The organism is Alteromonas sp. IB21 (assembly GCF_016405965.1).
In the GTDB taxonomy this organism is placed as follows: domain Bacteria; phylum Pseudomonadota; class Gammaproteobacteria; order Enterobacterales; family Alteromonadaceae; genus Alteromonas.
The window spans coordinates 52,797-75,267 of sequence record NZ_JAEFCD010000005.1; the positions used below are offsets into that span (position 1 = coordinate 52,797).

22 protein-coding genes and 1 tRNA gene are annotated in these 22,471 nt (G+C 44.9%); 16 read left to right on the top strand and 7 right to left on the bottom strand.

Features of this window, described 5'->3' with window-relative positions; genetic code table 11:
- The first annotated feature begins 68 nt into the window (after positions 1–68).
- From cmk to pyrF, 7 genes are all read left to right on the top strand, one after another.
- A complete protein-coding gene (gene cmk / locus JC525_RS05145) occupies positions 69–740 on the top strand; it encodes a (d)CMP kinase (protein WP_198814855.1) in 672 nt (223 codons plus the stop codon).
- Positions 741–859: 119 nt separating this feature from the next.
- Positions 860–2,530: a 30S ribosomal protein S1 gene (gene rpsA / locus JC525_RS05150; protein ID WP_105931390.1), complete on the top strand. Its 1,671-nt coding sequence runs from the start codon at positions 860–862 to the stop codon at positions 2,528–2,530.
- Positions 2,531–2,606: 76 nt separating this feature from the next.
- On the top strand, positions 2,607–2,894 hold the full coding sequence (gene ihfB / locus JC525_RS05155; RefSeq protein WP_014949641.1) for an integration host factor subunit beta: 288 nt from the start codon (positions 2,607–2,609) through the stop codon (positions 2,892–2,894).
- 207 nt (positions 2,895–3,101) lie between these two features.
- The gene (locus JC525_RS05160; protein ID WP_198814856.1) at positions 3,102–5,444 is read left to right on the top strand and encodes a PilZ domain-containing protein; all 2,343 of its coding nucleotides are present in this window, start codon (positions 3,102–3,104) and stop codon (positions 5,442–5,444) included.
- Positions 5,445–5,525: 81 nt separating this feature from the next.
- Positions 5,526–5,783 (top strand): LapA family protein, encoded by a 258-nt coding sequence (locus JC525_RS05165; protein WP_198814954.1) that lies wholly within the window; start codon positions 5,526–5,528, stop codon positions 5,781–5,783.
- Positions 5,783–6,952 (top strand): lipopolysaccharide assembly protein LapB, encoded by a 1,170-nt coding sequence (lapB, locus tag JC525_RS05170; protein ID WP_198814857.1) that lies wholly within the window; start codon positions 5,783–5,785, stop codon positions 6,950–6,952. Before JC525_RS05165 ends, lapB begins: the two co-directional genes overlap by 1 nt.
- A 6-nt stretch (positions 6,953–6,958) precedes the next feature.
- Complete coding sequence (gene pyrF / locus JC525_RS05175; RefSeq protein WP_198814858.1) at positions 6,959–7,657, top strand: orotidine-5'-phosphate decarboxylase; 699 nt, start codon at positions 6,959–6,961, stop codon at positions 7,655–7,657.
- 238 nt (positions 7,658–7,895) lie between these two features.
- Here pyrF and ald read toward each other — a convergent pair whose 3' ends face one another.
- On the bottom strand, positions 7,896–9,029 hold the full coding sequence (ald, locus tag JC525_RS05180; protein WP_198814859.1) for an alanine dehydrogenase: 1,134 nt from the start codon (positions 9,027–9,029) through the stop codon (positions 7,896–7,898).
- Between the two features lie 184 nt (positions 9,030–9,213).
- On the opposite strand from ald, the gene lrp reads away from it, so the two are divergent.
- The 7 genes from lrp (at position 9,214) to JC525_RS05215 (ending at position 17,428) form a co-directional block, all read left to right on the top strand.
- Positions 9,214–9,699, top strand: coding sequence for a leucine-responsive transcriptional regulator Lrp (gene lrp / locus JC525_RS05185; RefSeq protein WP_198814860.1), 486 nt, complete (start codon positions 9,214–9,216; stop codon positions 9,697–9,699).
- 285 nt (positions 9,700–9,984) lie between these two features.
- Positions 9,985–12,774, top strand: coding sequence for a DNA translocase FtsK (locus tag JC525_RS20185; RefSeq protein WP_198814861.1), 2,790 nt, complete (start codon positions 9,985–9,987; stop codon positions 12,772–12,774).
- A gap of 16 nt (positions 12,775–12,790) precedes the next feature.
- Positions 12,791–13,537, top strand: a complete 747-nt coding sequence (gene lolA, locus JC525_RS05195) for an outer membrane lipoprotein chaperone LolA (protein WP_198814862.1) — start codon at positions 12,791–12,793, stop codon at positions 13,535–13,537.
- Positions 13,524–14,831, top strand: coding sequence for a replication-associated recombination protein A (locus tag JC525_RS05200; RefSeq protein ID WP_198814863.1), 1,308 nt, complete (start codon positions 13,524–13,526; stop codon positions 14,829–14,831). Before lolA ends, JC525_RS05200 begins: the two co-directional genes overlap by 14 nt.
- A gap of 101 nt (positions 14,832–14,932) precedes the next feature.
- Entirely contained in the window at positions 14,933–15,316 is a 384-nt protein-coding gene (gene crcB / locus JC525_RS05205) for a fluoride efflux transporter CrcB (RefSeq protein ID WP_198814864.1), read from the top strand.
- A 10-nt stretch (positions 15,317–15,326) separates the two neighbouring features.
- Positions 15,327–16,625, top strand: coding sequence for a serine--tRNA ligase (serS, locus tag JC525_RS05210; protein ID WP_198814865.1), 1,299 nt, complete (start codon positions 15,327–15,329; stop codon positions 16,623–16,625).
- Positions 16,626–16,726: 101 nt separating this feature from the next.
- The gene (locus JC525_RS05215; RefSeq protein ID WP_198814866.1) at positions 16,727–17,428 is read left to right on the top strand and encodes an SOS response-associated peptidase family protein; all 702 of its coding nucleotides are present in this window, start codon (positions 16,727–16,729) and stop codon (positions 17,426–17,428) included.
- Between the two features lie 139 nt (positions 17,429–17,567).
- On the opposite strand, the gene JC525_RS05220 is transcribed toward JC525_RS05215, so the two are convergent.
- The 6 genes from JC525_RS05220 to JC525_RS05245 form a co-directional block, all read right to left on the bottom strand.
- The gene (locus tag JC525_RS05220) at positions 17,568–18,005 is read right to left on the bottom strand and encodes a baeRF12 domain-containing protein (RefSeq protein ID WP_198814867.1); all 438 of its coding nucleotides are present in this window, start codon (positions 18,003–18,005) and stop codon (positions 17,568–17,570) included.
- Between the two features lie 384 nt (positions 18,006–18,389).
- A complete protein-coding gene (locus JC525_RS05225) occupies positions 18,390–18,737 on the bottom strand; it encodes a TusE/DsrC/DsvC family sulfur relay protein (protein ID WP_198814868.1) in 348 nt (115 codons plus the stop codon).
- Positions 18,734–19,045: a DsrH/TusB family sulfur metabolism protein gene (locus JC525_RS05230; protein WP_198814869.1), complete on the bottom strand. Its 312-nt coding sequence runs from the start codon at positions 19,043–19,045 to the stop codon at positions 18,734–18,736. Before JC525_RS05230 ends, JC525_RS05225 begins: the two co-directional genes overlap by 4 nt.
- Positions 19,045–19,413: a DsrE family protein gene (locus JC525_RS05235; RefSeq protein WP_198814870.1), complete on the bottom strand. Its 369-nt coding sequence runs from the start codon at positions 19,411–19,413 to the stop codon at positions 19,045–19,047. The genes JC525_RS05230 and JC525_RS05235 overlap by 1 nt, the downstream gene beginning before the upstream one ends.
- Positions 19,413–19,802, bottom strand: coding sequence for a sulfurtransferase complex subunit TusD (gene tusD / locus JC525_RS05240; RefSeq protein WP_198814871.1), 390 nt, complete (start codon positions 19,800–19,802; stop codon positions 19,413–19,415). Before tusD ends, JC525_RS05235 begins: the two co-directional genes overlap by 1 nt.
- 56 nt (positions 19,803–19,858) lie before the next feature.
- Positions 19,859–20,524, bottom strand: a complete 666-nt coding sequence (locus tag JC525_RS05245) for a Bax inhibitor-1 family protein (RefSeq protein WP_198814872.1) — start codon at positions 20,522–20,524, stop codon at positions 19,859–19,861.
- Between the two features lie 239 nt (positions 20,525–20,763).
- On the opposite strand from JC525_RS05245, the gene JC525_RS05250 reads away from it, so the two are divergent.
- Together JC525_RS05250 and JC525_RS05255 are read left to right on the top strand one after the other, a co-directional pair.
- Positions 20,764–20,855, top strand: a tRNA-Ser gene (locus tag JC525_RS05250).
- Between the two features lie 143 nt (positions 20,856–20,998).
- Entirely contained in the window at positions 20,999–22,465 is a 1,467-nt protein-coding gene (locus JC525_RS05255) for a DUF3360 family protein (RefSeq protein ID WP_198814873.1), read from the top strand.
- Positions 22,466–22,471: the final 6 nt, after the last annotated feature.

Genomic DNA, 22,471 nt, shown 5'->3' on the forward strand with positions numbered 1-22,471 from the left:
CATTGCTTATCCTGCGCTAAAGCGTATAATTACGCGCGATTTTTAGTAATTTAAATGATGGAGCAGGTATGCATTCCACACCCGTAGTCACGGTTGACGGTCCAAGTGGTGCTGGCAAAGGTACATTAAGTAGCTTGTTAGCAAAGAAATTAGGGTGGCATTTTCTAGATAGCGGTGCAATTTACCGTGTTTTAGCGGTTGCCGCACTACACCATGACCTGCCGTGTGATGATGAAGAATGTGTTGTTCCTCTAGCAACCGGTCTCGATGTGAGTTTCGAGACGAATGGCGATACTACTCGTATTATCCTAGAAGGCGAAGATGTAACAGATGATATTCGCACTGAAGAGGTGGGAGCGGTAGCATCAAAGGTCGCAGCGTTGCCCCGTGTTCGTGAAGCCTTGCTTCGCAGACAACGTGCATTTCAGCAAGATCCGGGCTTAGTAGCCGATGGCCGCGACATGGGCACGGTAGTATTTCCCGATGCGCCTGTAAAGATTTTCCTTACAGCTAGCGCAGAGGCTCGTGCTGAGCGTCGTTATAGTCAGTTGAAAGCAAAGGGCATGGATGTTAATATTGCGCGCCTTTTGACCGATATCAAAGCCAGAGACGAGCGCGATACACAACGTGCAGTCGCGCCCTTGGTACCGGCACAAGATGCAATAATTATAGATTCAACAGACTTGGATATTGACCAAGTCTTTGAAAAAGCGATGGATATTATTTCCTCACGCCTTTAATGACGAGAGCTGATCGCATCCAAAGCAGTGTTGCTACAGGGAGTGGCGACTAAATTTAATAACCCCGCGTTATCCGGATAAGAAGCGTGGATATCAACTTAAAAGTTTATTTGAGACTTATGACTGAAAATTTTGCACAACTTTTTGAAGAAAGCTTACAAGAACTAGAAACACGTCCTGGTTCAATTGTAAAAGGTACTGTTGTTTCTATCGATAAAGATATCGTTCTTGTTGACGCAGGCTTGAAATCAGAAAGTGCTATCCCAGCTGACCAATTTAAAAACGCTGAAGGCGAGCTTGAAATCGCTATTGGTGATGAAGTAGATGTAGCGCTAGATGCAGTAGAAGATGGTTTCGGTGAAACTATTCTTTCTCGTGAAAAAGCCAAGCGTCACGAAGCGTGGGTTGAGCTGGAAAAAGCTTACGAAGATAAAGTCACTATCAAAGGCGTTATCAACGGTAAAGTTAAAGGCGGTTTCACTGTTGAAGTTAACAGTGTACGCGCGTTCCTTCCAGGTTCTCTTGTTGACGTACGTCCAGTACGCGACACTACGCACCTTGAAGGCAAAGAGCTTGAGTTTAAAGTTATCAAGCTAGATGCTAAGCGCAACAACGTTGTTGTTTCTCGTCGTGCAGTTATCGAAGCTGAAAGCAGCCAAGAGCGTGAATCACTACTTGCTAACCTTGAAGAAGGTCATGAAATCAAGGGTATCGTTAAGAACCTTACCGATTACGGTGCGTTCGTTGACCTTGGTGGCGTAGACGGTCTTCTACACATCACTGATATGGCTTGGAAGCGCGTTAAGCACCCAAGTGAAATCGTGAATGTTGGCGACGAAATCAACGTTAAAGTACTTAAGTTCGACAAAGAGAAACAGCGCGTTTCTCTTGGTATGAAGCAAATGGGCAACGATCCATGGCAAGAAATTGCGTCTCGTTACCCAGAAGGTACTAAGATCAACGGTCAGGTTACTAACCTTACTGATTACGGCTGCTTCGTTGAAATCGAAGACGGCGTTGAAGGTCTTGTACACGTTTCTGAAATGGATTGGACTAACAAGAACATCCACCCATCTAAAGTTGTTAACCTAGGTGACACTGTAGATGTAATGGTTCTTGAAATTGACGAAGAGCGTCGTCGTATTTCTCTAGGTCTTAAGCAGTGTATTGCTAACCCTTGGGAAACATTTGCTGAGTCACACGAAAAAGGTGACAAAGTGTCTGGTAAGATCAAGTCAATCACTGACTTCGGTATCTTCATCGGTCTTGACGGCGGCATCGACGGTCTAGTTCACCTTTCTGACATCAGCTGGAACAAGTCTGGTGAAGACGCGGTTCGCGACTACAAGAAAGGCGACGAAATCTCTGCAGTTGTACTACAAGTCGACCCAGAGCGTGAGCGTATCTCTCTTGGCGTTAAGCAAATCGAAGAAGATCCTTTCAACAAGTATCTGACAGATAACAAGAAAGGTGCTATCGTTACTGGTACAGTAACAGCAGTTGATGCGAAAGGCGTTACTGTAAACCTAGCTGAAGAAGTTGACGGCTACATCCGCGTTGCAGACCTTGCTGTAGAGCGTGTTGAAGACGCAACAGAAGTAGCAAGCGTTGGTGATAGCATCGAAGCGAAGTTTATGGGCGTTGACCGTAAGAACCGCACTGTTAACCTATCTGTTAGAGCGAAAGATCAGGCTGACGAAAAAGAAGCTATCGATAAAGTTAACCAGCAAGAAGATGTTGGTTTCGCTAACGCGATGGCAGAAGCATTTAAAGCTGCTAAAGGCGAATAATGCTTTTGTGGGTGTGCATATGCACACCCAATTCGCGATAGCTGTTTAAACAATAATATTGACAATGAGGTTAAGCATGACCAAGTCTGAATTAATTGAACGGCTCGCGGATCAAGCGCGTCATATTCCGGCGAAAGAACTCGAACTGGCAATAAAAGAACTTCTAGAGCAAATGGCGCAAACCCTCCAAAAGGGCGAGCGTATTGAAATTAGAGGTTTTGGTAGCTTCTCGCTTCACTACCGCGCACCTCGCGTAGGTAGAAACCCTAAAACGGGTGAAACTGTTAAGCTTGATGGTAAATATGTACCTCACTTTAAGCCTGGTAAAGAGCTTCGCGAAAGGGTAGATGCCTCAATCGCATAACGTATTTTTTGAAAGCCGCTGCAAAGCGGCTTTTTTGTGTCTGCTCGTTTTTCATTTTAACAAGTAAGTTGTGTACATAAATGGTATTTACATTGGTGACCAGACCATCGCATCAGTATACCAACGTTTAATTTTTAATACCTATTGACCCCAAGTTGAATAGGGTTATATATTATTCTGATAACAATAAACGGTATTTATGAAGTAATGTCAGCCGGCGACGAACAAGCAATAATAAAACAATATCAGCCGCTAATTCGCGCTTTAATTCCTTACGAACAACAAAATAAGTTGTTAGAAGGGATAAACAAATTTTCGAAGCGCCTTCCAAGTAGTGTCAGAAAGGTTGTAAAAGAGGAAGTCGTAAGGCTAACCTCACTTACAGACGCGCCTGCCGATAACTCAGCGTTCGCTCAATTTCCCGTGATGAAATTTAAACATTTCGGGGTTCAAATGCGCCTTGATAAAGTGGGCGCACAGATACTTAAAAACGAAACGTCGCTTTATCAAGATAGGTATACGGTAGGTGTGTTTGAGTCAGTAATGAACTCAGACTTTTATCAAAATCAGATAAAGAAAGAGCAGTTTAAAAAAATTGTTGATGCCTTTAATGTCGAGAGCCAATCATTTACGGATATTGATTTTGGCGAAGATATAGCTATTCGACCTAACTTCACAATTTCTTCTCCCGAATTTGAAAAAGGGCGGCATTGCTCAATTAGTTCGATGTCGCACAGGGAAATAACCCTTGAGACAAAAAGGCCTCCTAATGCCTCTACCGGCGATGTACTAACGTTCACTATTCCTGAAGTTAAGGGTCTCACTAAAGAACCTACTGAGATAACGCTAGCGTTAGATTCGGTAAAATATAACAAGCACCTTGGGAAATATGAAACATCGTTTATCTTTCAAAACGATGTAGACAAAGACTTTATTGCGTTGGTAAAACGCTATGTCGCTGTAACGGCCTATAAACAGCCGCTGCAACGAGATTTGGAAATAGAACGGGCAATGCAGGAGTTGGAGCGTGATCGCATATTGGAAAATAGCCCTTGGTTACCGGTTTTTCTTGCGCCTGAAAAAAAATCGTTAAAGCCCGTCATAGCACTTTTTACCAAAGCCAATGTAGAGCATAACAATGCAGAGAAATTATTAGCGAGTCTGCAAGACAAACCCATTTTTTCAACGCTAGTTGAGGAACTGCGCAAATATAACGAGGCTTATGTTTTTCAGGGGTATATCAAAACAAAAAGTGGTAACGTCCAAATAACCGCAACCCATCGTCAGCTATTGGCGCTCAATCAGCTTAATGCCTTGGTCTATTTGCTCGCGAAAAACGGCGATTTTATATGTACACACTGCCGTCTTGATGCCGTGAATAGAGAAGATAAACAGAAAGCCTTTGCGATTCACGATATTGCCAGTAAAGAGTTTGAACAACTCGCGCAGATATCTCATGTGTTATATTGCAAAGACGTTTCATCCTACCTAACTAATTTAACGCTTTCTGCTAAATGTGACTTCAAACCTTTATCTAAATCGTTAAAAGCCAGTGGTAATAATTGGCATATTGACTATGTGATGGAAGAAGACTTAGACAGACGGTCAGAAACCCGATACATCATCGATAAATCCGCGTCAATTAAGGTAGGGTTACTTTCTTCTCTTGATGCTCGTGTGGCAGATTTAAGCGCCAGCGGCATGAAACTCATCGTGGCACCGAACAGCGAGTTGCAAAAAGAAATTCGCGTATCGATTCCAGAATTAAAAATCAAAGGTGAGAAGTATAAGGTTGTTCATTACCATGCGAATACTGGCGTGGCTAGACTTTGTCTTGTGGAGGACACAAGGAAAGCCAAAATGGGGTCCAGTGTTGATAGCATGGTTGAGGAAAATACGGCCTATTTCAAGGTGAGAGATATTGCGCGGATCCAGCGCTCAACGCACCGGTTTATATGGGAACTTGCCGTCCGCCATATGCCTTCCTTAGCGGTACTATGCGTTATGAACCGCTTTACATTAGACAGGCTGAAAACCGTTTATCAAAGTGATGCATCGGACGATCTTTACCCGTTTTCGCGAACACAAAATATCATTCCGCTGCACGGCTTCTTCGCTGATAAAGGTCAAGCTAAACCTAAGTCCCGAATACTTGAAGGCATGTTTAAAGAAACTTCTAATCAGGCGCTAGTAGTTCACTGCGTAAGAAAAAGTGATAATAGACTCGTTTATATAAAAGAACGAGATTTCCTTTTTTCTAAATTGCGCACTCAGATTAAGTCACAGCTTGATGAAGGGAAAATTCAGCTAAGTGCAACAGATGTGACAGCCATTCGATGTCATGGCGCCATCACTCCTTTAACCAAGAAGCGTCTTGCACAACTGTCTAAAATAGACAAAGCCATGTACCTAAAACTCGAAACTATGCAAGCGGGCTATACCCATTGCATCTTCATTACCAACATGTCGGCATTGCATCACGATTTAGTTGTAGACAACCTTATCGCTAAACCAGAACGTCAAGAGCTGCAAGAACAGGGCGTTGCTTAACGTAATTCGGTTACGCTTTTTGTGTTATCTCTTTTCGCATTTTGCTATTCTTGTAAATAAATCAATAAAAAGGGTTTAGTGTTGAAAGGGATCCTAACGTTTCTCATTATTCTGGCGTTGCTTTTCATTGCGTTTGTTATTGGCTCGCAAAACGAAGCACAAGTGACAGTAAATTATCTGATAGCTCAGGCAAATTTACGCCTATCGACGCTCATTGCAATAACCTTATCTATCGGAGTCGGCATCGGCATCCTTATCATGCTGCTAAGTTGGCTTAAGTTAAGGGTTCAGTTAATGAGTGCTGAATCGAAAATACAGCGTTTGGAACAAGAACACTAATGCTCGAGCTGCTGTTTCTTCTTCTGCCTGTTGCGGCAGGTTATGGCTGGATAATGGGTCGAAACAGTGTCCGCCAAGCCCAGCGAAAACAGTCGAGCATCCTATCAAAACACTATTATAAAGGCTTAAACTTTCTTCTTTCCGATCAGCCTGATAAAGCCGTAGACACCTTAATTAAAATGATTAATGTGAACAGCGACACGGTGGAGACGCACATCGCAATGGGTAGTTTTTTTCGCCACCGCGGTGAAATTGACCGTGCGATAAAGGTGCATCAGAATTTAGTAAGTAGAGACGAGCTTCAGCCGGCTCAGCGCGAGAATGCTCTTAGAGAGCTTGGCCATGATTACACGCAGGCAGGTTTTTTAGAACGTGCTGAGAATGCATTTCTTCAACTGCTTAACAGCGAAAAACATTATCTTGTCGCTCAACAACAGCTATTTAGCATCTACCAGACCACAAAAGAATGGGAGCGCGCTATAGAGCTAGCTGAGCGGATGGTTCAGTGCCATGGTGACAATGATGACGTGTGCGAGCGGCTGGCTCATTTTTATTGTGAGCAGGCAGCAGTAGAGCTTAAAAATGATAGCCAAGGGTCAGCGTTAACTCTGCTGCAAAAGGCCGTTAATGCAGATGAACACGCCGTGAGGCCTTGGTTAATGTTAGGCGACATTGCATTGGAACAGCAGCGCTATACAGATGCCAACGCCTATTTTACTCAAGTGGCAGAACGTGACATTAATTGGTTTAGCGAGGCGGTCCCTAGTCTTGAAAAAATAGCCGAAGAAACCGATGACTGGGACAGTTTTCAAAAGAATCTAGAGGCCCATTGGCAAGAATGCGCCACCTCGTACTTAGCTATGGTTGATATTTTAATGAAGCGAGGCGAAACGCTTCAAGCTGCTGAGTATTTGTTAGAACAACTTAGAAAGCGTCCTACCATGCGGGGTTTCAAAACCCTTATGGGGCTCTATATTGATCAGCTAACAGATAAAACCACAGCTGATAGTCTGCGGCTGTTAAAAGAATTAGTAGAAAAACAAATGCTACAGCGGCCTAAATACCGCTGTGGAAGCTGTGGATTTTCAGGTCGAAAATTATACTGGCTTTGCCCGAGCTGTAAAAAATGGGGCGTAGTGAAACCAATTAAAGGGCTAGACGGAGAATAAAAAGACATGCATGACCCACGCGTTATTGTTGCTTTAGATTATGACAATAAAGACACTGCCTTGGAGTTTGTGGATAAATTAGATCCAAGCTTGTGTAAGCTAAAAGTGGGCAAAGAAATGTTCACCTTATTCGGGCCAGAGTTTGTGAAGGCGCTTATCGCCAAAGGCTATGATGTTTTTCTCGATTTGAAATTTCATGATATCCCCAATACGGTAGCCAAAGCATGTAAAGCAGCGGCGGAGCTGGGTGTATGGATGGTAAACGTGCATGCTTCTGGCGGGTTGCCAATGATGCAAGCGGCTAAAGAAGCCATTGCAACAAGCAGCAACCCTCAAACCAAACTAATCGCGGTTACTGTACTCACCAGCATGGACGAGGCGCAGTTAGCTGACGTGGTAAGCAACGTAACACCAGAGCAACAAGTACTGCGTTTAGCAGCGCTGACTGAAAAAGCAGGGTTAGACGGCATTGTATGTTCAGCGCAAGAAGCCAGCGCGTTGCGTGAAAAACATAGCGACGACTTCCTTCTAGTGACACCTGGTATTCGTCCAGCAGGCGCAGACGCAGGCGATCAAAAAAGGGTTATGACACCTCCTGATGCAATGAAAGCGGGTGTGAGTTATTTAGTAATGGGGCGACCTATTACTAAAGCTGACGACCCTATTGCTGTGCTTAACGCAGTAAACGCCTCGTTAGAATGTTGATGGTGCTACCAACACAATGTGCTTATGTAGTTCAGCTAGCTAATACCAGTCCGCATAGATAATTACCCACTTATCTATGCGGATTAATGGTATAAGGTATCATCGTTTTCTAAAGGTAAGAAAGCAAAATGAACTAGCAAAATCAAAAAAGCTCGGCTGTGATAACCACATGCCGAGCTTTTTATTGATAGGGTGGGAAGAAAGTGTATGGCCCTCAACTCACCCTAGTGAAACTAACTTATTCGCCTTTAAGTGCAACTTCAGCAGGCGTATATGTTAGGCCTAGTTCTTCACCTAGTGCATCAACTACTGCCTTATAGGTTACTTTACCCTCGTGAACATTTAGGCCGTTAAGCAAGTGCTTGTCTTCAAGCATGGCTTTCGCTGGGCCTTTGTTTGCTAGGGCTAAGCCGAATGGCAATGTAGCGTTGTTAAGTGCCATTGTAGAGGTGCGCGCAACGCCACCTGGCATGTTCGCAACACAGTAGTGAACCACATCATCTACGATATAAACAGGGTCTTGGTGAGTAGTGGCTTTAGAGGTTTCAAAACAGCCACCTTGGTCGATCGCAACGTCAACAAGTACTGAGCCAGGCTTCATTGCCTTTATCTGTTCGCGAGTAAGCAGTTTTGGCGCCGCTGCACCAGGGATAAGAACAGCACCAACAACAAGATCAGCTTTTGATGAATAGTGCTCGATAGCATCAACAGTTGAATAAACTGTTTTTACCTGACCATTAAAAATGTCGTCGAGCTGACGAAGACGTGGAAGAGAACGATCCAAGATGGTCACGTCAGCGCCAAGACCAAGCGCCATTTTCGCGGCGTTAGTCCCTACAACACCACCACCAATAACTAGTACTTTGCCTGGCGCTACACCTGGTACGCCACCAAGAAGCGTGCCGCTACCGCCGTGCGCTTTTTCTAAATAATGTGCACCGGCTTGAACCGACATACGACCAGCAACCTCACTCATAGGAGCAAGTAGCGGCAGCCCGTTGCGTTCGTCAGTTACGGTTTCATATGCAATACATGTTGCGCCTGATTCCACGAGAAGTTTAGTTTGTGTAGGATCTGGGGCAAGGTGTAGGTAAGTGTAAAGTGTTTGACCCTTACGCAGCATTTTACACTCGTTAGGTTGTGGCTCTTTCACTTTTACAATCATTTCTGCTTCTGCAAACACCTGCTCGGCTGTAGTTGCAATTGACGCGCCTGCCTCGATATACAAATCGTCGGTGAAACCAATAGCATCGCCCGCGTTAGTTTCAACTAAAACACTGTGGCCATGGGTAACAAATTCTTTTACCGCCGCAGGTGTTAAGCCAACACGGTACTCATGGTTTTTAATTTCTTTTGGTACACCAACTATCATGTATCGTCCTCAATTTTAAAGTGAGCTTCTATGCGGCTCGGGTTGAATTTCAATCTATAGTTATGGGTAAAGTTGCCCAACACGATATTCGGCGAGTATACGCCATAAAAAAACGAACTATCTGCTGAAGAATCATGCTTTATCGAATATAATTTTGCTAATCGTCACTTATGAAATATTTTGTATGCTGGTAAAGACGCCAAAACACCTTGACCGAATAGACAGGAATATTCTTATACAACTCCAGAAAAACGGGCGTATATCAAACGTTGAACTTGCTAAAGAGGTGGGTTTAAGCCCCAGTCCGTGTCTAGAGAGAGTAAAAAGGCTAGAGTCACAAGGCTATATCAAAGGTTATCACGCCATTGTTGACCCTGAGAAGCTGGGGGCCGCAATGCTGGTGTTTGTAGAGATAACCTTAACTAAGACATCTGTCGATATCTTTGCAGAATTTTCTGCTGCGGTAAAACTGCATGACGATATACAGGAATGTCATTTGGTATCGGGAGATTTTGATTTTCTTTTAAAAGCACGTGTAGCGGATATGGGAAGTTACCGCAAACTGTTAGGCGATACGTTGTTACGATTACCTGGGGTTAGCGAGTCACGCACCTATGTCGTGATGGAAGAGGTAAAAAGTACATCGTCACTTCGCATTAATTTGAAGTAATGAAAGCGTGGCTCAATTGCTTAATTTTATGGTAGGCTGTGCAAAAATACAGTGTTTGAGTCTTTTTATAGGGAAATGAGAAGAGTCACACGGAAGGGCAGGGAACCGGTATGTGAATTTAATCGCACTCTCAGTGACTTGCATAAAATAAAAATTATCTAGGAATAGTAGAGAGTTTGCTAAGCTCTTTGCTGCTATTAGCGCATACCTCATGTGACAGCATGTAAAAAAACATGTCACGATAGCTGTGGTAAATGCGATGGAATTTGAAGGTTTTTTAGGGTTATGGCGCGATTAACAGGGGTTCAGCGAGTGTGGGAAGCAGGCATGATTATCGCCTGTGTTTTCGCCTTCTTTTTATTGCTGGCACTAGCATCTTTTCATCCAGGAGACCCAGGTTGGAGTCAGGCTGGGTTGCAATTAGACGTACACAACTGGGTTGGAGCAACCGGAGCGTGGGTCGCTGATCTACTACTTTTTTCTTTTGGTTTTCTTGCTTATCTATTGCCGTTTGGCGCCGCTTTTTTAGGCTGGTTTTTGTTTCAGCATATCAAAGAACTGGACGAGTTTGACTACCTCACCATTGGATTGCGTATTATTGGCGGTTTACTCATGGCTCTTGGCGCAACGGGTATTGCCAGTATTAACTTTGACGATATTTACAATTTTTCAGCTGGCGGTTTTGTCGGCGACGTTATTAGTTCAGCACTTGTGCCATACTTTAATACTGCGGGCACAATACTTTTGCTACTATGCTTTTTCTGCACCGGTTTCACTCTACTTACCGGTATAAGCTGGCTAACCATCATCGACAGGCTAGGCGAGGGTACGCTGTGGTTAGGGCGTAAGACACTTTCTGCTCCTCAGAGCCTTCTAGCTTTGGAAATGCCGCGCTTGGCTCTTTCCAACAAATCCTCTCAACAGTCTAGCGAGGAAAGTACAGAGTTAGATATCACAAGTATGCGTGCTGAGCCCCTTGCGCCAAACGTTGATGCTCAGCAATCGCGCGCGCAACCTACGGTTTCAAGGCGCAGCGAGCCAACGTTTAGTAGTGATGACCTAGACGACGAGCCCCCGTTTTACGCATATGACACAAAGAAAAACGCCAACAAGACAGTGCCTGTAAACAGTAGCGAGACGGAAGGTGAAACGGGTGAGAAGGCTGAAACAGAATCTGACAACACACAGGCGGACACCAAAAAGTCTCCATTTTCTTTGTCAGGTTTACGCAATGCCGTTACTGATACCGTTAAAGATAAAGTCGGGTTCGGCAAATCTCATGAAGATGAAGCTGGTAAAGACAATATACTTGCTGATCATCTGCAAGACGACGCTCCTTTGCAAAGTCCGCACATTAATTTTGACGAGTTAGAAGCGTTTGATGAAGATTTGCCCTATGAAACAGGTACTAAGCCAGTTTCCTCTGTAAGCAATACACCTTCTAGCGATCACGCAGCGGAAGCAGAACACGAGAATGCTCCGGCACAGGCTCAAAATAATCAAAACGCACAAAATTTTGCTCCCGCTGCGCTAGGAGCAAGACCAGTAAAAGCAAGAGCAGGAGAGGTAGACCCTAATTTACCGCCCATGCCATCGTTTGATTTATTAGAGCGCGCCGATAAGCACGAAAATCCGCTTACTCCTGAAGAGATTGAGGGGATTTCACGGCTTGTAGAAGAGAAGCTTGCTGATTTTAATATAGAAGCCACAGTCGTGGGGGTATACCCTGGCCCGGTAATTACTCGCTTTGAGTTAGATCTGGCGCCTGGGGTAAAAGTGAGTAAAATCACCGGCCTTTCAAAAGACTTGGCCCGCGCTATGTCAGCAATCTCAGTACGCGTTGTTGAAGTTATTCCGGGCAAATCAGTTATCGGCTTAGAACTTCCGAATAAAAAGCGAGAAATGGTGCGCTTAAGCGAAGTGATTAGTTGCGACACGTTCCAATCAAATAAATCGCCGTTAACTATGGTGCTGGGTGCAGATATCTCAGGCCAACCCGTTGTCGTTGATCTGGCAAAAATGCCTCACTTATTGGTAGCTGGTACAACAGGCTCAGGTAAATCAGTGGGCGTAAACGTGATGATATTGAGCTTGCTCTACAAGAGCACGCCTGAAGACGTGCGCATGATCATGATTGACCCCAAAATGCTTGAACTATCTGTATATGAAGGCATTCCCCATTTACTGTCGGAAGTGGTTACAGACATGAAAGAGGCCGCTAATGCGCTTCGTTGGTGTGTGGGTGAAATGGAACGCCGTTATCGACTTATGAGCGCCCTTGGTGTACGTAACCTTAAAGGCTATAACGCAAAAGTTAAAGAGGCCATTGCCAACGGTACGCCAATTAAAGATCCGCTTTGGAAGAATGAAGAAAGTATGGACGCTGAGGCGCCAGACTTGGGTAAGCTTCCCGCTATTGTGGTCGTTGTTGATGAATTTGCCGACATGATGATGATAGTGGGCAAAAAAGTTGAAGAACTCATTGCACGTATTGCACAGAAAGCCCGTGCTGCGGGCATACACCTTATTCTTGCCACACAGCGTCCGTCTGTAGATGTTATTACAGGTCTGATTAAAGCGAATATTCCAACTCGTTGTGCGTTTCAGGTATCGAGCAAAATTGATTCAAGAACCATACTGGATCAGCAAGGTGCTGAAACTCTGCTAGGAATGGGAGATATGCTGTATCTGCCGCCGGGAAGTCCGGTGCCTACCCGTGTGCACGGTGCGTTTGTGGACGACCATGAAGTGCACGCTGTAGTAGCTGACTGGCAAAAACGCGGTGAACCCGAATACATTGACGAAATCTTAAATGGCGAGGCATCGGCAGAAGTTTTACTTCCTGGTGAACAGCCTGAAGGTGAAGACCAGGAGTTTGATGCTTTTTATGACGAAGCTGTGGCTTTTGTTACTGAAACCCGCCGAGCTAGTGTCTCTAGCGTGCAGCGTAAATTTAGAATTGGTTACAACCGCGCTGCGCGACTAGTTGAACAAATGGAAATGAGTGGTGTCGTAAGTGCACAGGGGCATAACGGGAACCGTGAGGTACTTGCACCGCCGCCCCACAAAGAATAACGAATGGATTGAATAAATGAATAAAGCAGTTTCGGTTTATTTTATAAGTGCACTAACCGCTGGCGGCCTAACGTTAAATGCTGCCAACGCATCGGCAGAATTAGCCACTAATAGCAGCGTAGACGTCATTGGTACAACGCTTCAAGATAGTATAGATGACTCAGTGAGTTCATCGCTGCAGGCGCGATTGAGCAACATGAAACAGTTCCGTTCAGGCTTTGCTCAAACAGTAGTAGACGCGCAGCAAAACGTGGTGCATGAGGCCCAAGGCACACTTACCATGACCCGTCCCAATAAGCTACGCTGGGAAACAACATTTCCTGATGAAACTTTGCTGGTAGCCGATGGCGAAGCGGTTTGGAATGTGGATACCTTTGTTGAGCAGGTGACGGTACTATCTCAAGATAATGCGATTAAAGATAACCCTATCGTTTTGCTTACATCGACGGATGAAGCAACGTGGTCAAAGTTTTCTATCAGCCAAATGAGCAGTGGTGTATCTACTAACAATTCGGCAAGTGACATCAATAGCGATACTGTGATGCAAAGTTATCAAATCACGCCTAAAGAGGAAGGGGGGCAAATCGTTACTCTCACGCTGTCTTTCAACCAAGATAACGAACTGGCTTCGCTCAATATGCTAGATGCCCAACAACAGGTAAGCACCTTAGTATTCAATAATATTGAAACCCGTTTTCCTATTCCTGCCGATACATTTTCAGTAGATATCCCAGATAGCTTTATAGTTGATGACCAGCGTTAATCAAGACTTCGCGCCGTTGGCGGCGCGCATGCGCCCCGTTACCATAGAAGAATATAGCGGGCAAGATCATCTACTGGGAGAGGGCAAACCACTTCGTAAAATGTTAGAGGCAGGGCACTGCCACTCAATGATTTTATGGGGGCCACCAGGCACGGGAAAAACTACGCTTGCGGAGCTTATCGCTCAGTACACCAATGCATCTGTTCTGCGTATTTCAGCCGTTACTTCTGGGGTGAAAGACATTAGGGCCGCTATGGATACGGCTGAAGATAATGCCCGTTATAATCAGCGAACGCTGCTTTTTGTTGACGAAGTTCACCGGTTTAATAAAAGTCAGCAGGACGCTTTTCTCCCATTTGTTGAATCTGGCGTTGTCACCTTTATAGGCGCAACAACAGAAAACCCCTCATTTGAATTAAACAAAGCCTTGTTATCACGAGTTCGTGTGTATGTGTTGAAGATGCTAGAACCACACGCGCTGTCGGAGCTGATCGACAGGGCGCTAGTCGATACTGAAAAAGGACTGGGCAACAGGGCTCTTGGCATTGACGAAACAGCCAGAAACGCGCTTATCGATTTAAGTGGCGGTGATGCCCGCCGTCTTCTCACTTATTTGGAACTAGCTGCAGATTTCACAAGCGCTAACGACATTACCGTTAGCGATGTTGAACATGCTGTAGGCGAGAAAGTTGCCACTTACGACAACAAAGGCGATACCTTCTACGATTTGATTTCTGCTTTCCATAAATCGGTAAGAGGCTCAGACCCAGATGCAGCTTTGTATTGGTACGCGAGAATATTGGACGGCGGTGGTGATGCGCTTTACGTTGGCAGGCGTTTACTTGCCATTGCCTCAGAAGATATTGGTAACGCCGACCCTAGGGCGATGCAGCTATGTATCAATGCCTGGGATACGTTTCACCGCGTAGGGCCTGCTGAAGGCGAGCGTGCTATAGCGCAAGCAGCAGTGTATTGCGCGCTAGCGGCGAAAAGTAACGCCGTTTATATGGCGTTTAACGAAGCGAAAGCACTGGCGCGCAAAACCTCAGATGCGCCGGTTCCCATGCACTTGCGCAATGCGCCTACCTCGCTGATGAAAGAGCTAGGCAACGGCGATGGTTACCGCTATGCGCATAACGAACCCAATGCTTTTGCGGCGGGAGAATCTTACTTTCCAGAAAGTCTTACCGGAACTCGCTTATACAACCCCAACGAACGCGGTTTGGAAAAAGCCTTAAAAGCGAAGCGTGAATTTCTCGACACACTTAATGCGAGAAGTCAGAATAAAAGGTAAAGTGCAAATCTGTACAGTGACTCACTGTTAAAACCTTTACTAGTTAAAAAGGGTCACTTCAACAAACAACTCAATTAAAAAAATGCGCTAGGGAGTTATTCGTGCCTCAGGGGTTAGCTTTGTACTGTTTTATTGCCGCTGGCGGGGCGACCGGCGCATGTTTACGTTATTTTGTTACCACAAGTGTTGATTCCTTATTTGGAAAACACATGCCGTTTGGTACACTAACGGTGAATGTGGTTGGGTCGTTTGCACTCGCATTGCTGTACGGTTTTATCGAACGTCACGATTTAAGCGAATCCCCATACCGAGCGCTTATCGGTGTAGGGTTATTAGGTGCCTTTACCACATTTTCAACATTTTCCGTTGAAACCTTAACTTTATTAGAAAACGGGTTGTGGCTTAAAGCCGCAGCAAATGTATTTCTTAACGTTGGCGCTTGCCTAATAGCAGGTTGGCTAGCCATTCAATTAATGAAAGGATAATTAGAAACACATGTTAGATCCAAAGTGTTTGCGAAGCGATATAGAACAAACAGCTAAGCGATTGGCTGCCCGTGGTTTTAACCTCGATGTAGCAGCTTTCAGTTCGCTTGAAGAAAAAAGAAAAACACTTCAGTCCAGAACACAGGATCTGCAAAACGAGCGTAACGTACGAAGTAAATCCATTGGTAAAGCAAAAGCGCAGGGTGAAGATATTGCACCGCTTTTGGCTGAAGTGGGTAAGCTTGGCGACGAACTTGATGCCGCTAAAGCGGAGCTTAGCGAACTGTTAGAAGAAATTAATACCTTTACGCAAGGCATTCCTAATTTGCCACATGAGTCGGTGCCGGAAGGTGAAAACGAAAACCACAACGTTGAGATTTCTCGTTGGGGTGAGCCGCGTACGTTTGATTTTGAAGTAAAAGATCACGTAGACGTTGCTGAAGGTTTGAACAACGGCTTAGATTTCGCAACCGCCAGTAAGCTTACGGGCAGCCGCTTTGTTGTCATGCGCGGTGATATTGCGCGGCTAAATCGTGCGCTTTCTCAGTTCATGCTAGATACCCATACTCAAGAGCATGGTTATGAGGAAATGTACGTGCCTTATCTTGTCAATGCCGACAGCCTATACGGTACAGGTCAGTTGCCTAAGTTTGGTGCGGATCTCTTCCACACTAAGCCAGCAACCGAAGAGGGGCAGGGGCTAAGCCTAATTCCAACGGCAGAAGTACCGCTGACAAACATCGCCCGCGATGAAATTTTAGATGCGAAAACACTGCCAGTGAAAATGACAGCGCACACGCCTTGCTTCCGCTCAGAAGCCGGTTCGTACGGTCGTGACACCCGAGGTCTTATCCGCCAGCATCAGTTCGACAAAGTAGAACTTGTGCAACTAGTAAAACCGGAAGACAGTTTTGATGCGTTAGAAGCACTTACAGGTCACGCCGAAGTTATTCTTCAAAAGCTAGAATTACCGTATCGTAAAGTATTGCTCTGTACCGGTGATATGGGCTTTGGCGCATGCAAAACCTATGACCTTGAAGTATGGCTACCTGCCCAAAATACATATCGTGAAATTTCTTCGTGTTCAAATATGCTCGATTTCCAAGCGCGGCGTATGCAGGCACGATTCCGCAACCCTGAAACCAATAAACCTGAATTGCTGCACACACTGAACGGTTCTGGTTTGGCTGTAGGGCGCACGCTTGTCGCTATTCTAGAGAATAACCAGCAAGCAGACGGAAGCGTTACTATTCCAAAAGCGCTAGTGCCTTACATGGCAGGGCAAGAGGTGATTAAGGCTACCAAGTAAACCGGTCTTCATTGACAGACCATCTCTGCAAACGTTATTTTTAGATCCGGTATTTTCACATACCGGATTTTTTTACTGGGCGCGCGATCGGGAAGTGACCAATGTGCGGATTTATACAACGTATTACCGACTCACCCGATGTTATAGCACTACTTGAAGAAGTCGGGCTTACGCAGACCATTCCGCTTTTTGTTGACGAGCACTCTTCAAGCAACGTTATTAACTTTTATCCTGCATTCGGTAAAGCGCCCGAAAAGCAAATTACCAACTTAATTGTGTCTGGTGATAGCACTATAGATGCGACATGGTGGTTTGATGCAAAACCACATGGCGACACGTTAAAAGTTGGGGAGAGAACCACGTTTAACGCCCGCAATCTAGATAGCCCTTATTGGGAAAAATTTATTCGAAAACGCAGGGCGGTAGTGGTAGCAACGGCAGTAGGGGAGTCCAACCCAGTTGGAAAAGGAAAAGCACATTATTTAATGAAGCCCACAAGCGGAGCATTGCTTATTGGCGCGGTATACCGGCGTTTTAGCAATGGGTTGTTTTCCTGTGCGGTTGTGACGCGGCCACCTATCGATGGTTTTAGCCAGTATCATGAAAAATCCATACCTTGCTTTTTGCCGCATGACGCTCACGCAATTGACGCGTGGCTGACCAATGACTCCAAGGGAATGCTCAATAATGAGGTAGAGTTCATATTAAATAACCCGAGTATTTATACAGATCTTGAGATTACCCGTGTAAAGACTTTTAAAAGTGCAGAGGCAATAGGAGACACGCAATTACTCAAGGCTTAGTAGAGGTTTTTCGGCAATTCGCTGAACGCAATTAAAACCCAGTGCAATAATTTGCAAGGTAGAAAGCGTTCACTAAGTTTGAGGCAGGCGACCCAAACTGCTACAGCCGCCTGTATTAATTTGTTTATCTTATCGAGTGCTATCTAAGATAGGACAGCAAGGTTTCCTCATCGGCACCTAAAACATTCTTTGTTACTTCTTTGTCGACCACGTCGGTACACGCGGATGACATTCCATTCCTAAGTTTTCCCAAAAATCCTGGTCCGCTAATAATATCTATTGAACCTAGCGCACCTCTTTTACGCTCGCTATCTAGCCAATCTGCAATATCACTTGCGAAACGCTCATCCTCAAGTTCAGCTGCATCTTTTCGATTCATACTGTCTACGCCGGGTACTTGAGACGCAGGAGCCGACTGCCTTCCCGGCCTGCCGGTGTAGATATCTTGATCACTGGCGTCACTAAACTCGTTATGCCACCTTTTTACTTCAACAAGCGCGGTTCCATGATTGGTATAGGTATAAGCAATGGCGTTGTCGTGGTTGGCAACTATTACGTAGTGTTTTTGAACTGTCATACAGCCTCCTATGTCCATTTATGTAAAACATTCACGCTTATATCCTGTACAACCAAGCAAGTATGAAATAAGTGCCCAGGAATACCGAATAAACGCTAATGTAAATGGTGTGTTGCAATATCAGCACCAATGGCATCAATGAACACATAGATAGTACCCAACAAGTTCTAAGTTTTAGTTAAGATAGCGAGTAAGCAGCGGCTCTATTAAGAGGACGGGCGAAGGGACGAACGTCGAATTATTTATTAGTCAACGGTAGAAAGCGGATTTTAGAGGTAAAAAGAAACCAAACGACAAGCATAATTTATGATAGGAGGCTAGCATACTTTGCTAGCCTCCTATCAGATGCGAGAAACGCTCTATAGACTATTCTGAAATCTTGTTTTATAAGCACTTAGCCGGTTTAGGTAAACCAGCAAGTTTGGTGGCTTGCTTAGCTGGGCCTTTTTTAAACAGTCGCTGCAGGTAGCGGCTATTGCCTTTTTCTGGGCCAAATTTATTAGCCATGGCTTTTACAAGGGCGCGGATCGCTGGGCTGGTTTCGTATTCTTCATAAAATGCGCGAACGAAACGGACCACTTCCCAATGAGCTTCAGTTAATTCAATGTTTTCTTCTTGCGCCAGTGGCTCAACCATTCCTTCTTCCCACTGCGTGTAGTCGAGCAAATACCCGGCTTTGTCTGTAGGAATTTCTTGGCCCTTATAATTAAAGCTATAGGTTTCTTGCGTCATGAAAGGGTTACCCAGTGCGTATGTTTTGCTGACAAGGCAGCGAATTCTCTAGAAGTGATAGGCGTAGCGTTTTCTGGCAGCCTAGCGCCTCGTGAAGATGCATCGCTATCGACAAATGCCAGTTTGAACGGCGATTCTTCTTTGCTGTTATTTGTTAATTTTTCAAAAAACGTACTTTCGATTGTAGGGGCATAAACGCCGTCGCTTACACACACCACACTTACATCTGCGCCTGATTGTTCAACGGCAGCCGTTAGAAACTGTTTATCAGCAATGGAAATCGTTGGGATTGAGATAGTAATAAGCATTAGAAGGTCACCACATGGTCAACGCTTTGTATAAGGGCAAGTTTTTCAGCTGCATTTACCCACTCACATTCAAGTTCCTCAAGCAAGTCAGTATTTGCAAGAACATGGTCAATATCGTAAGCGTCTGCACTTGTTTTACATATAAAGCATTCTTCTATGTCAAAAAAGGGCATACTGGCTAAGCGCTTAGTATGATTCTTGAGTCCCTTAATTGACGCTGATTTAACAAGCTGAAGCACGCCTTGGTTTTCGAAGATCACCTTTACTTCGTGCCCGTAGTTTGTTGCAGCGAGCGCGAAATCTAAACCGTCTGGGCTTTTCGCATTAGAAAAGGGGCCCTGTGTAAATCTAATAAGTAAACGTGCCATTAGAATTGCACCAGCCTATTACACTCGTGAAGGGCAGTAAAAAACTCGCCCAACCCTGCTTGTTCAAACGGCGCTGCAAGGTTGGCGTGTGCAATGCCATTTTCTTTCGCTTCTAATTCGCTCACAATGCCTCGCTTAACTGCGGCAGTAATGCACACCAGTAGCTTAACATTGTGCGCAGTTGCGAGTGCCCTCCAGCTATCAAGAGCAAATAGTTCGTCACCGGTGTTAAGCATTAGATTGTTGGTGTGATGAACCCCGTCGCTGTAAAAGAAGACGTGGTTAATTACATCACCGTTGTCGATGGCACCTTGCACAAAGGCGAGGGCACGCAATGCAGTGTCGCCCTTAAAAGGTGATGATGTGATAAGTATTGAATATTCTGCCATACAAATAAAAACACCCCGGCTAAGGGGTGTTTATCTTTTCAACCTTTAACGCTGTATTAATCGTCGCTGCCAAACGCACCTAGAAGGTGAAGGATAGACGTGAACAAGTTGTATATGTTCAAGTATAGCGAAACTGTCGCGCGAATGTAGTTTGTTTCACCACCGTGAATGATACGGCTAGTATCAAACAGGATAAAACCAGACATGATGAACACAATCGCTGCACTAATTGCTAAGCTTACCGCTGGCACTGCGAAGAAGATGTTCGCAATTGCCGCTACAAGTACAACAACTAATCCAACAACCAAGAAACCGCCCATAAACGAGAAGTCTTTCTTAGTAGTTAAGGCGTAGCCAGACAGTGCGAAGAACACAAGGGCCGTAGCACCCAGTGCTTCCATGATCAGGCCTGGACCCGCTACACCTAAATAGAAATTGAGCGTGTAGCCTAGTGATGCACCCATTAAACCGGTGAATGCAAACACCCAGTAAATGCCAGATGCTGAATCAGCCTTTTTCTGCACTACAAATAGGGTAATAAAAGCGCCGATAGTCATAACAAGAGACATCATAGGAGAAATGCCTACCGCCATTGCTATACCAGCACAAACCGCACTAAACGCTAGTGTCATCGCAAGCAGCATATAGGTGTTGCGTAGAACCTTGTTCGTCTGCAATACCGATGGTTGAGATGCACTTGAATACATCGAACGTTGATCCATTGTTTCCTCCAACAGGACTTATGATATGACCAAAATGGTACACAATTATTTAGTGTATGTTGTATGGGTTTTAGTTCCCATTTTCAAGTAGTTTCAGATGAAAATGGTGTCAGGTGAATACAAAACCATCTCTTATACGTGTGAAACGCGCTATTTGATTGAAATCTCAGCACTTAAACAATTTTTTTAATTTTTCCCTTTACAGTCATAAAAATATCATTAAGATACGCAGCACTTCAGGAGAGTTGGCAGAGCCCGGTTTAATGCACCTGACTTGAAATCAGACGTGGGGTCAAACCCACCGGGGGTTCGAATCCCTCACTCTCCGCCATATTACGAAAAACCCGCACAGTGTTGCGGGTTTTTTTATGCCCCTTTATTAATTTAAACTTTAGTATAAGACCACAGTCGCATTGTTACATCCCATTCACATGTTTAGGCTTGCGTTTTCTTCGCGCAATCTAAAGGTGTTATGTGTCACAAGAAAGCTCTTCGTATCAAAATCTTCACAAGCCAAGTAGCAAGTTTAATTCAAGAGACGATTATTTAGACCACGAGCTACAAATATTGGCGCCTAAGCGTTGGCGCTTGAATTTGCCAGGAAGAGACTACCGCGTTGAGTGGGAAGACTTCGTTCCGGGCATGGCAGCAACCATAGGTAAAATCGTTATGGTTGCGGCGGTCGTCGGCGCATTCGCGGCTCCTTTAGGGCTATCGCCAGAGTTTGTCATTGAAAACGTACGCTTTGAATTACTTATTGCTGCAATCTTATTCGTCGTTTTGATTTCAGGTTTTTTAAACCCTTCTGCTAATTTGGCAGGAACACACGGCCCGCTTCTTCCGCTGGTCCCGCTTATTGTGGCGTCAGGCGGCCATCCAATGGCCCTTGGTCTACTCATCGGCTTATTCGGATTTATTTTAGGTATAACCAAAGGCGGAAGTCTGTTAGCTAAACTAACCAGTAATGGCGTTTGTGGCGGTCTACTATTGTACCTAGGTTTTATAGGTATTACTGGGCAAGTGAAAAAGCTCTTTGCATGGGCAGAGAGCTTCGACATGGCTTATTTAGCCTTTGTGGTAATAATCGCAACTATTTTGATGTACGCATGGCTAGAGCACATAAAAAAGCGCTGGTTGGCTATTCCACTTGGTGCCGTTATGGCGGCAATCATTGCTTTTTCCTTTGGTGCTCCTTTTGAATTTACTACATCGCCTGGAATGCCAAATTTAAACCCAGCATATTGGTGGGGCGAGGACACAGGGTGGAAATTGGGTTTACCAGACTGGTCCCATTTCATTGCCGTACTACCTTTTGCCGTATTAGCGGTATCTATGTGGTCGCCGGATTTTTTAGGTCATCAAGTATTTCAAAAGTTAAGCTACCCTAAAAAAAGCGAACGAGCTCACATGAATATAGATGACACCATGATTGCTGCTTCGAGTCGTCAGGCGGTGGGCAGTTTGTTGGGTGGTGGAAATATTTCATCATCGTGGGGTACCTATATTATTCCGGCTTCTATTGCTCGTAGACCCATTCCCGGTGGCGCATTAGTAACAGGCTTTTTATGTGTGGTCGCAGCACTTTGGGGTTACCCCATGGACTTAGCCATTTGGCCACCAGTGCTTTGCGTTGCGCTAATTGTTGGTGTGTTCTTGCCGTTAATGGAAGCAGGTATGCAAATGACTCGAGAAGGTAAGACAACCCAGTCAGCAGCCCTCGTCGTTATCTCATCGGTTTTGGTGAACCCGGTGTTTGGCTGGTCGTTTACTATGTTGTTGGATAATTTAGGCCTGGTCGGTTGTAAGGATAGAGCTGGTGAACTTGGTAAAGCGGGCCGTTGGCTGATCCCCGGTATCACGTTTTTAGTGCTTTGCACCGTAATGGCATTGATTGGTATGTTCCCTGGTGTGCCAGCGATAATGGAAGCATTTAGGCAGTGAAGATGG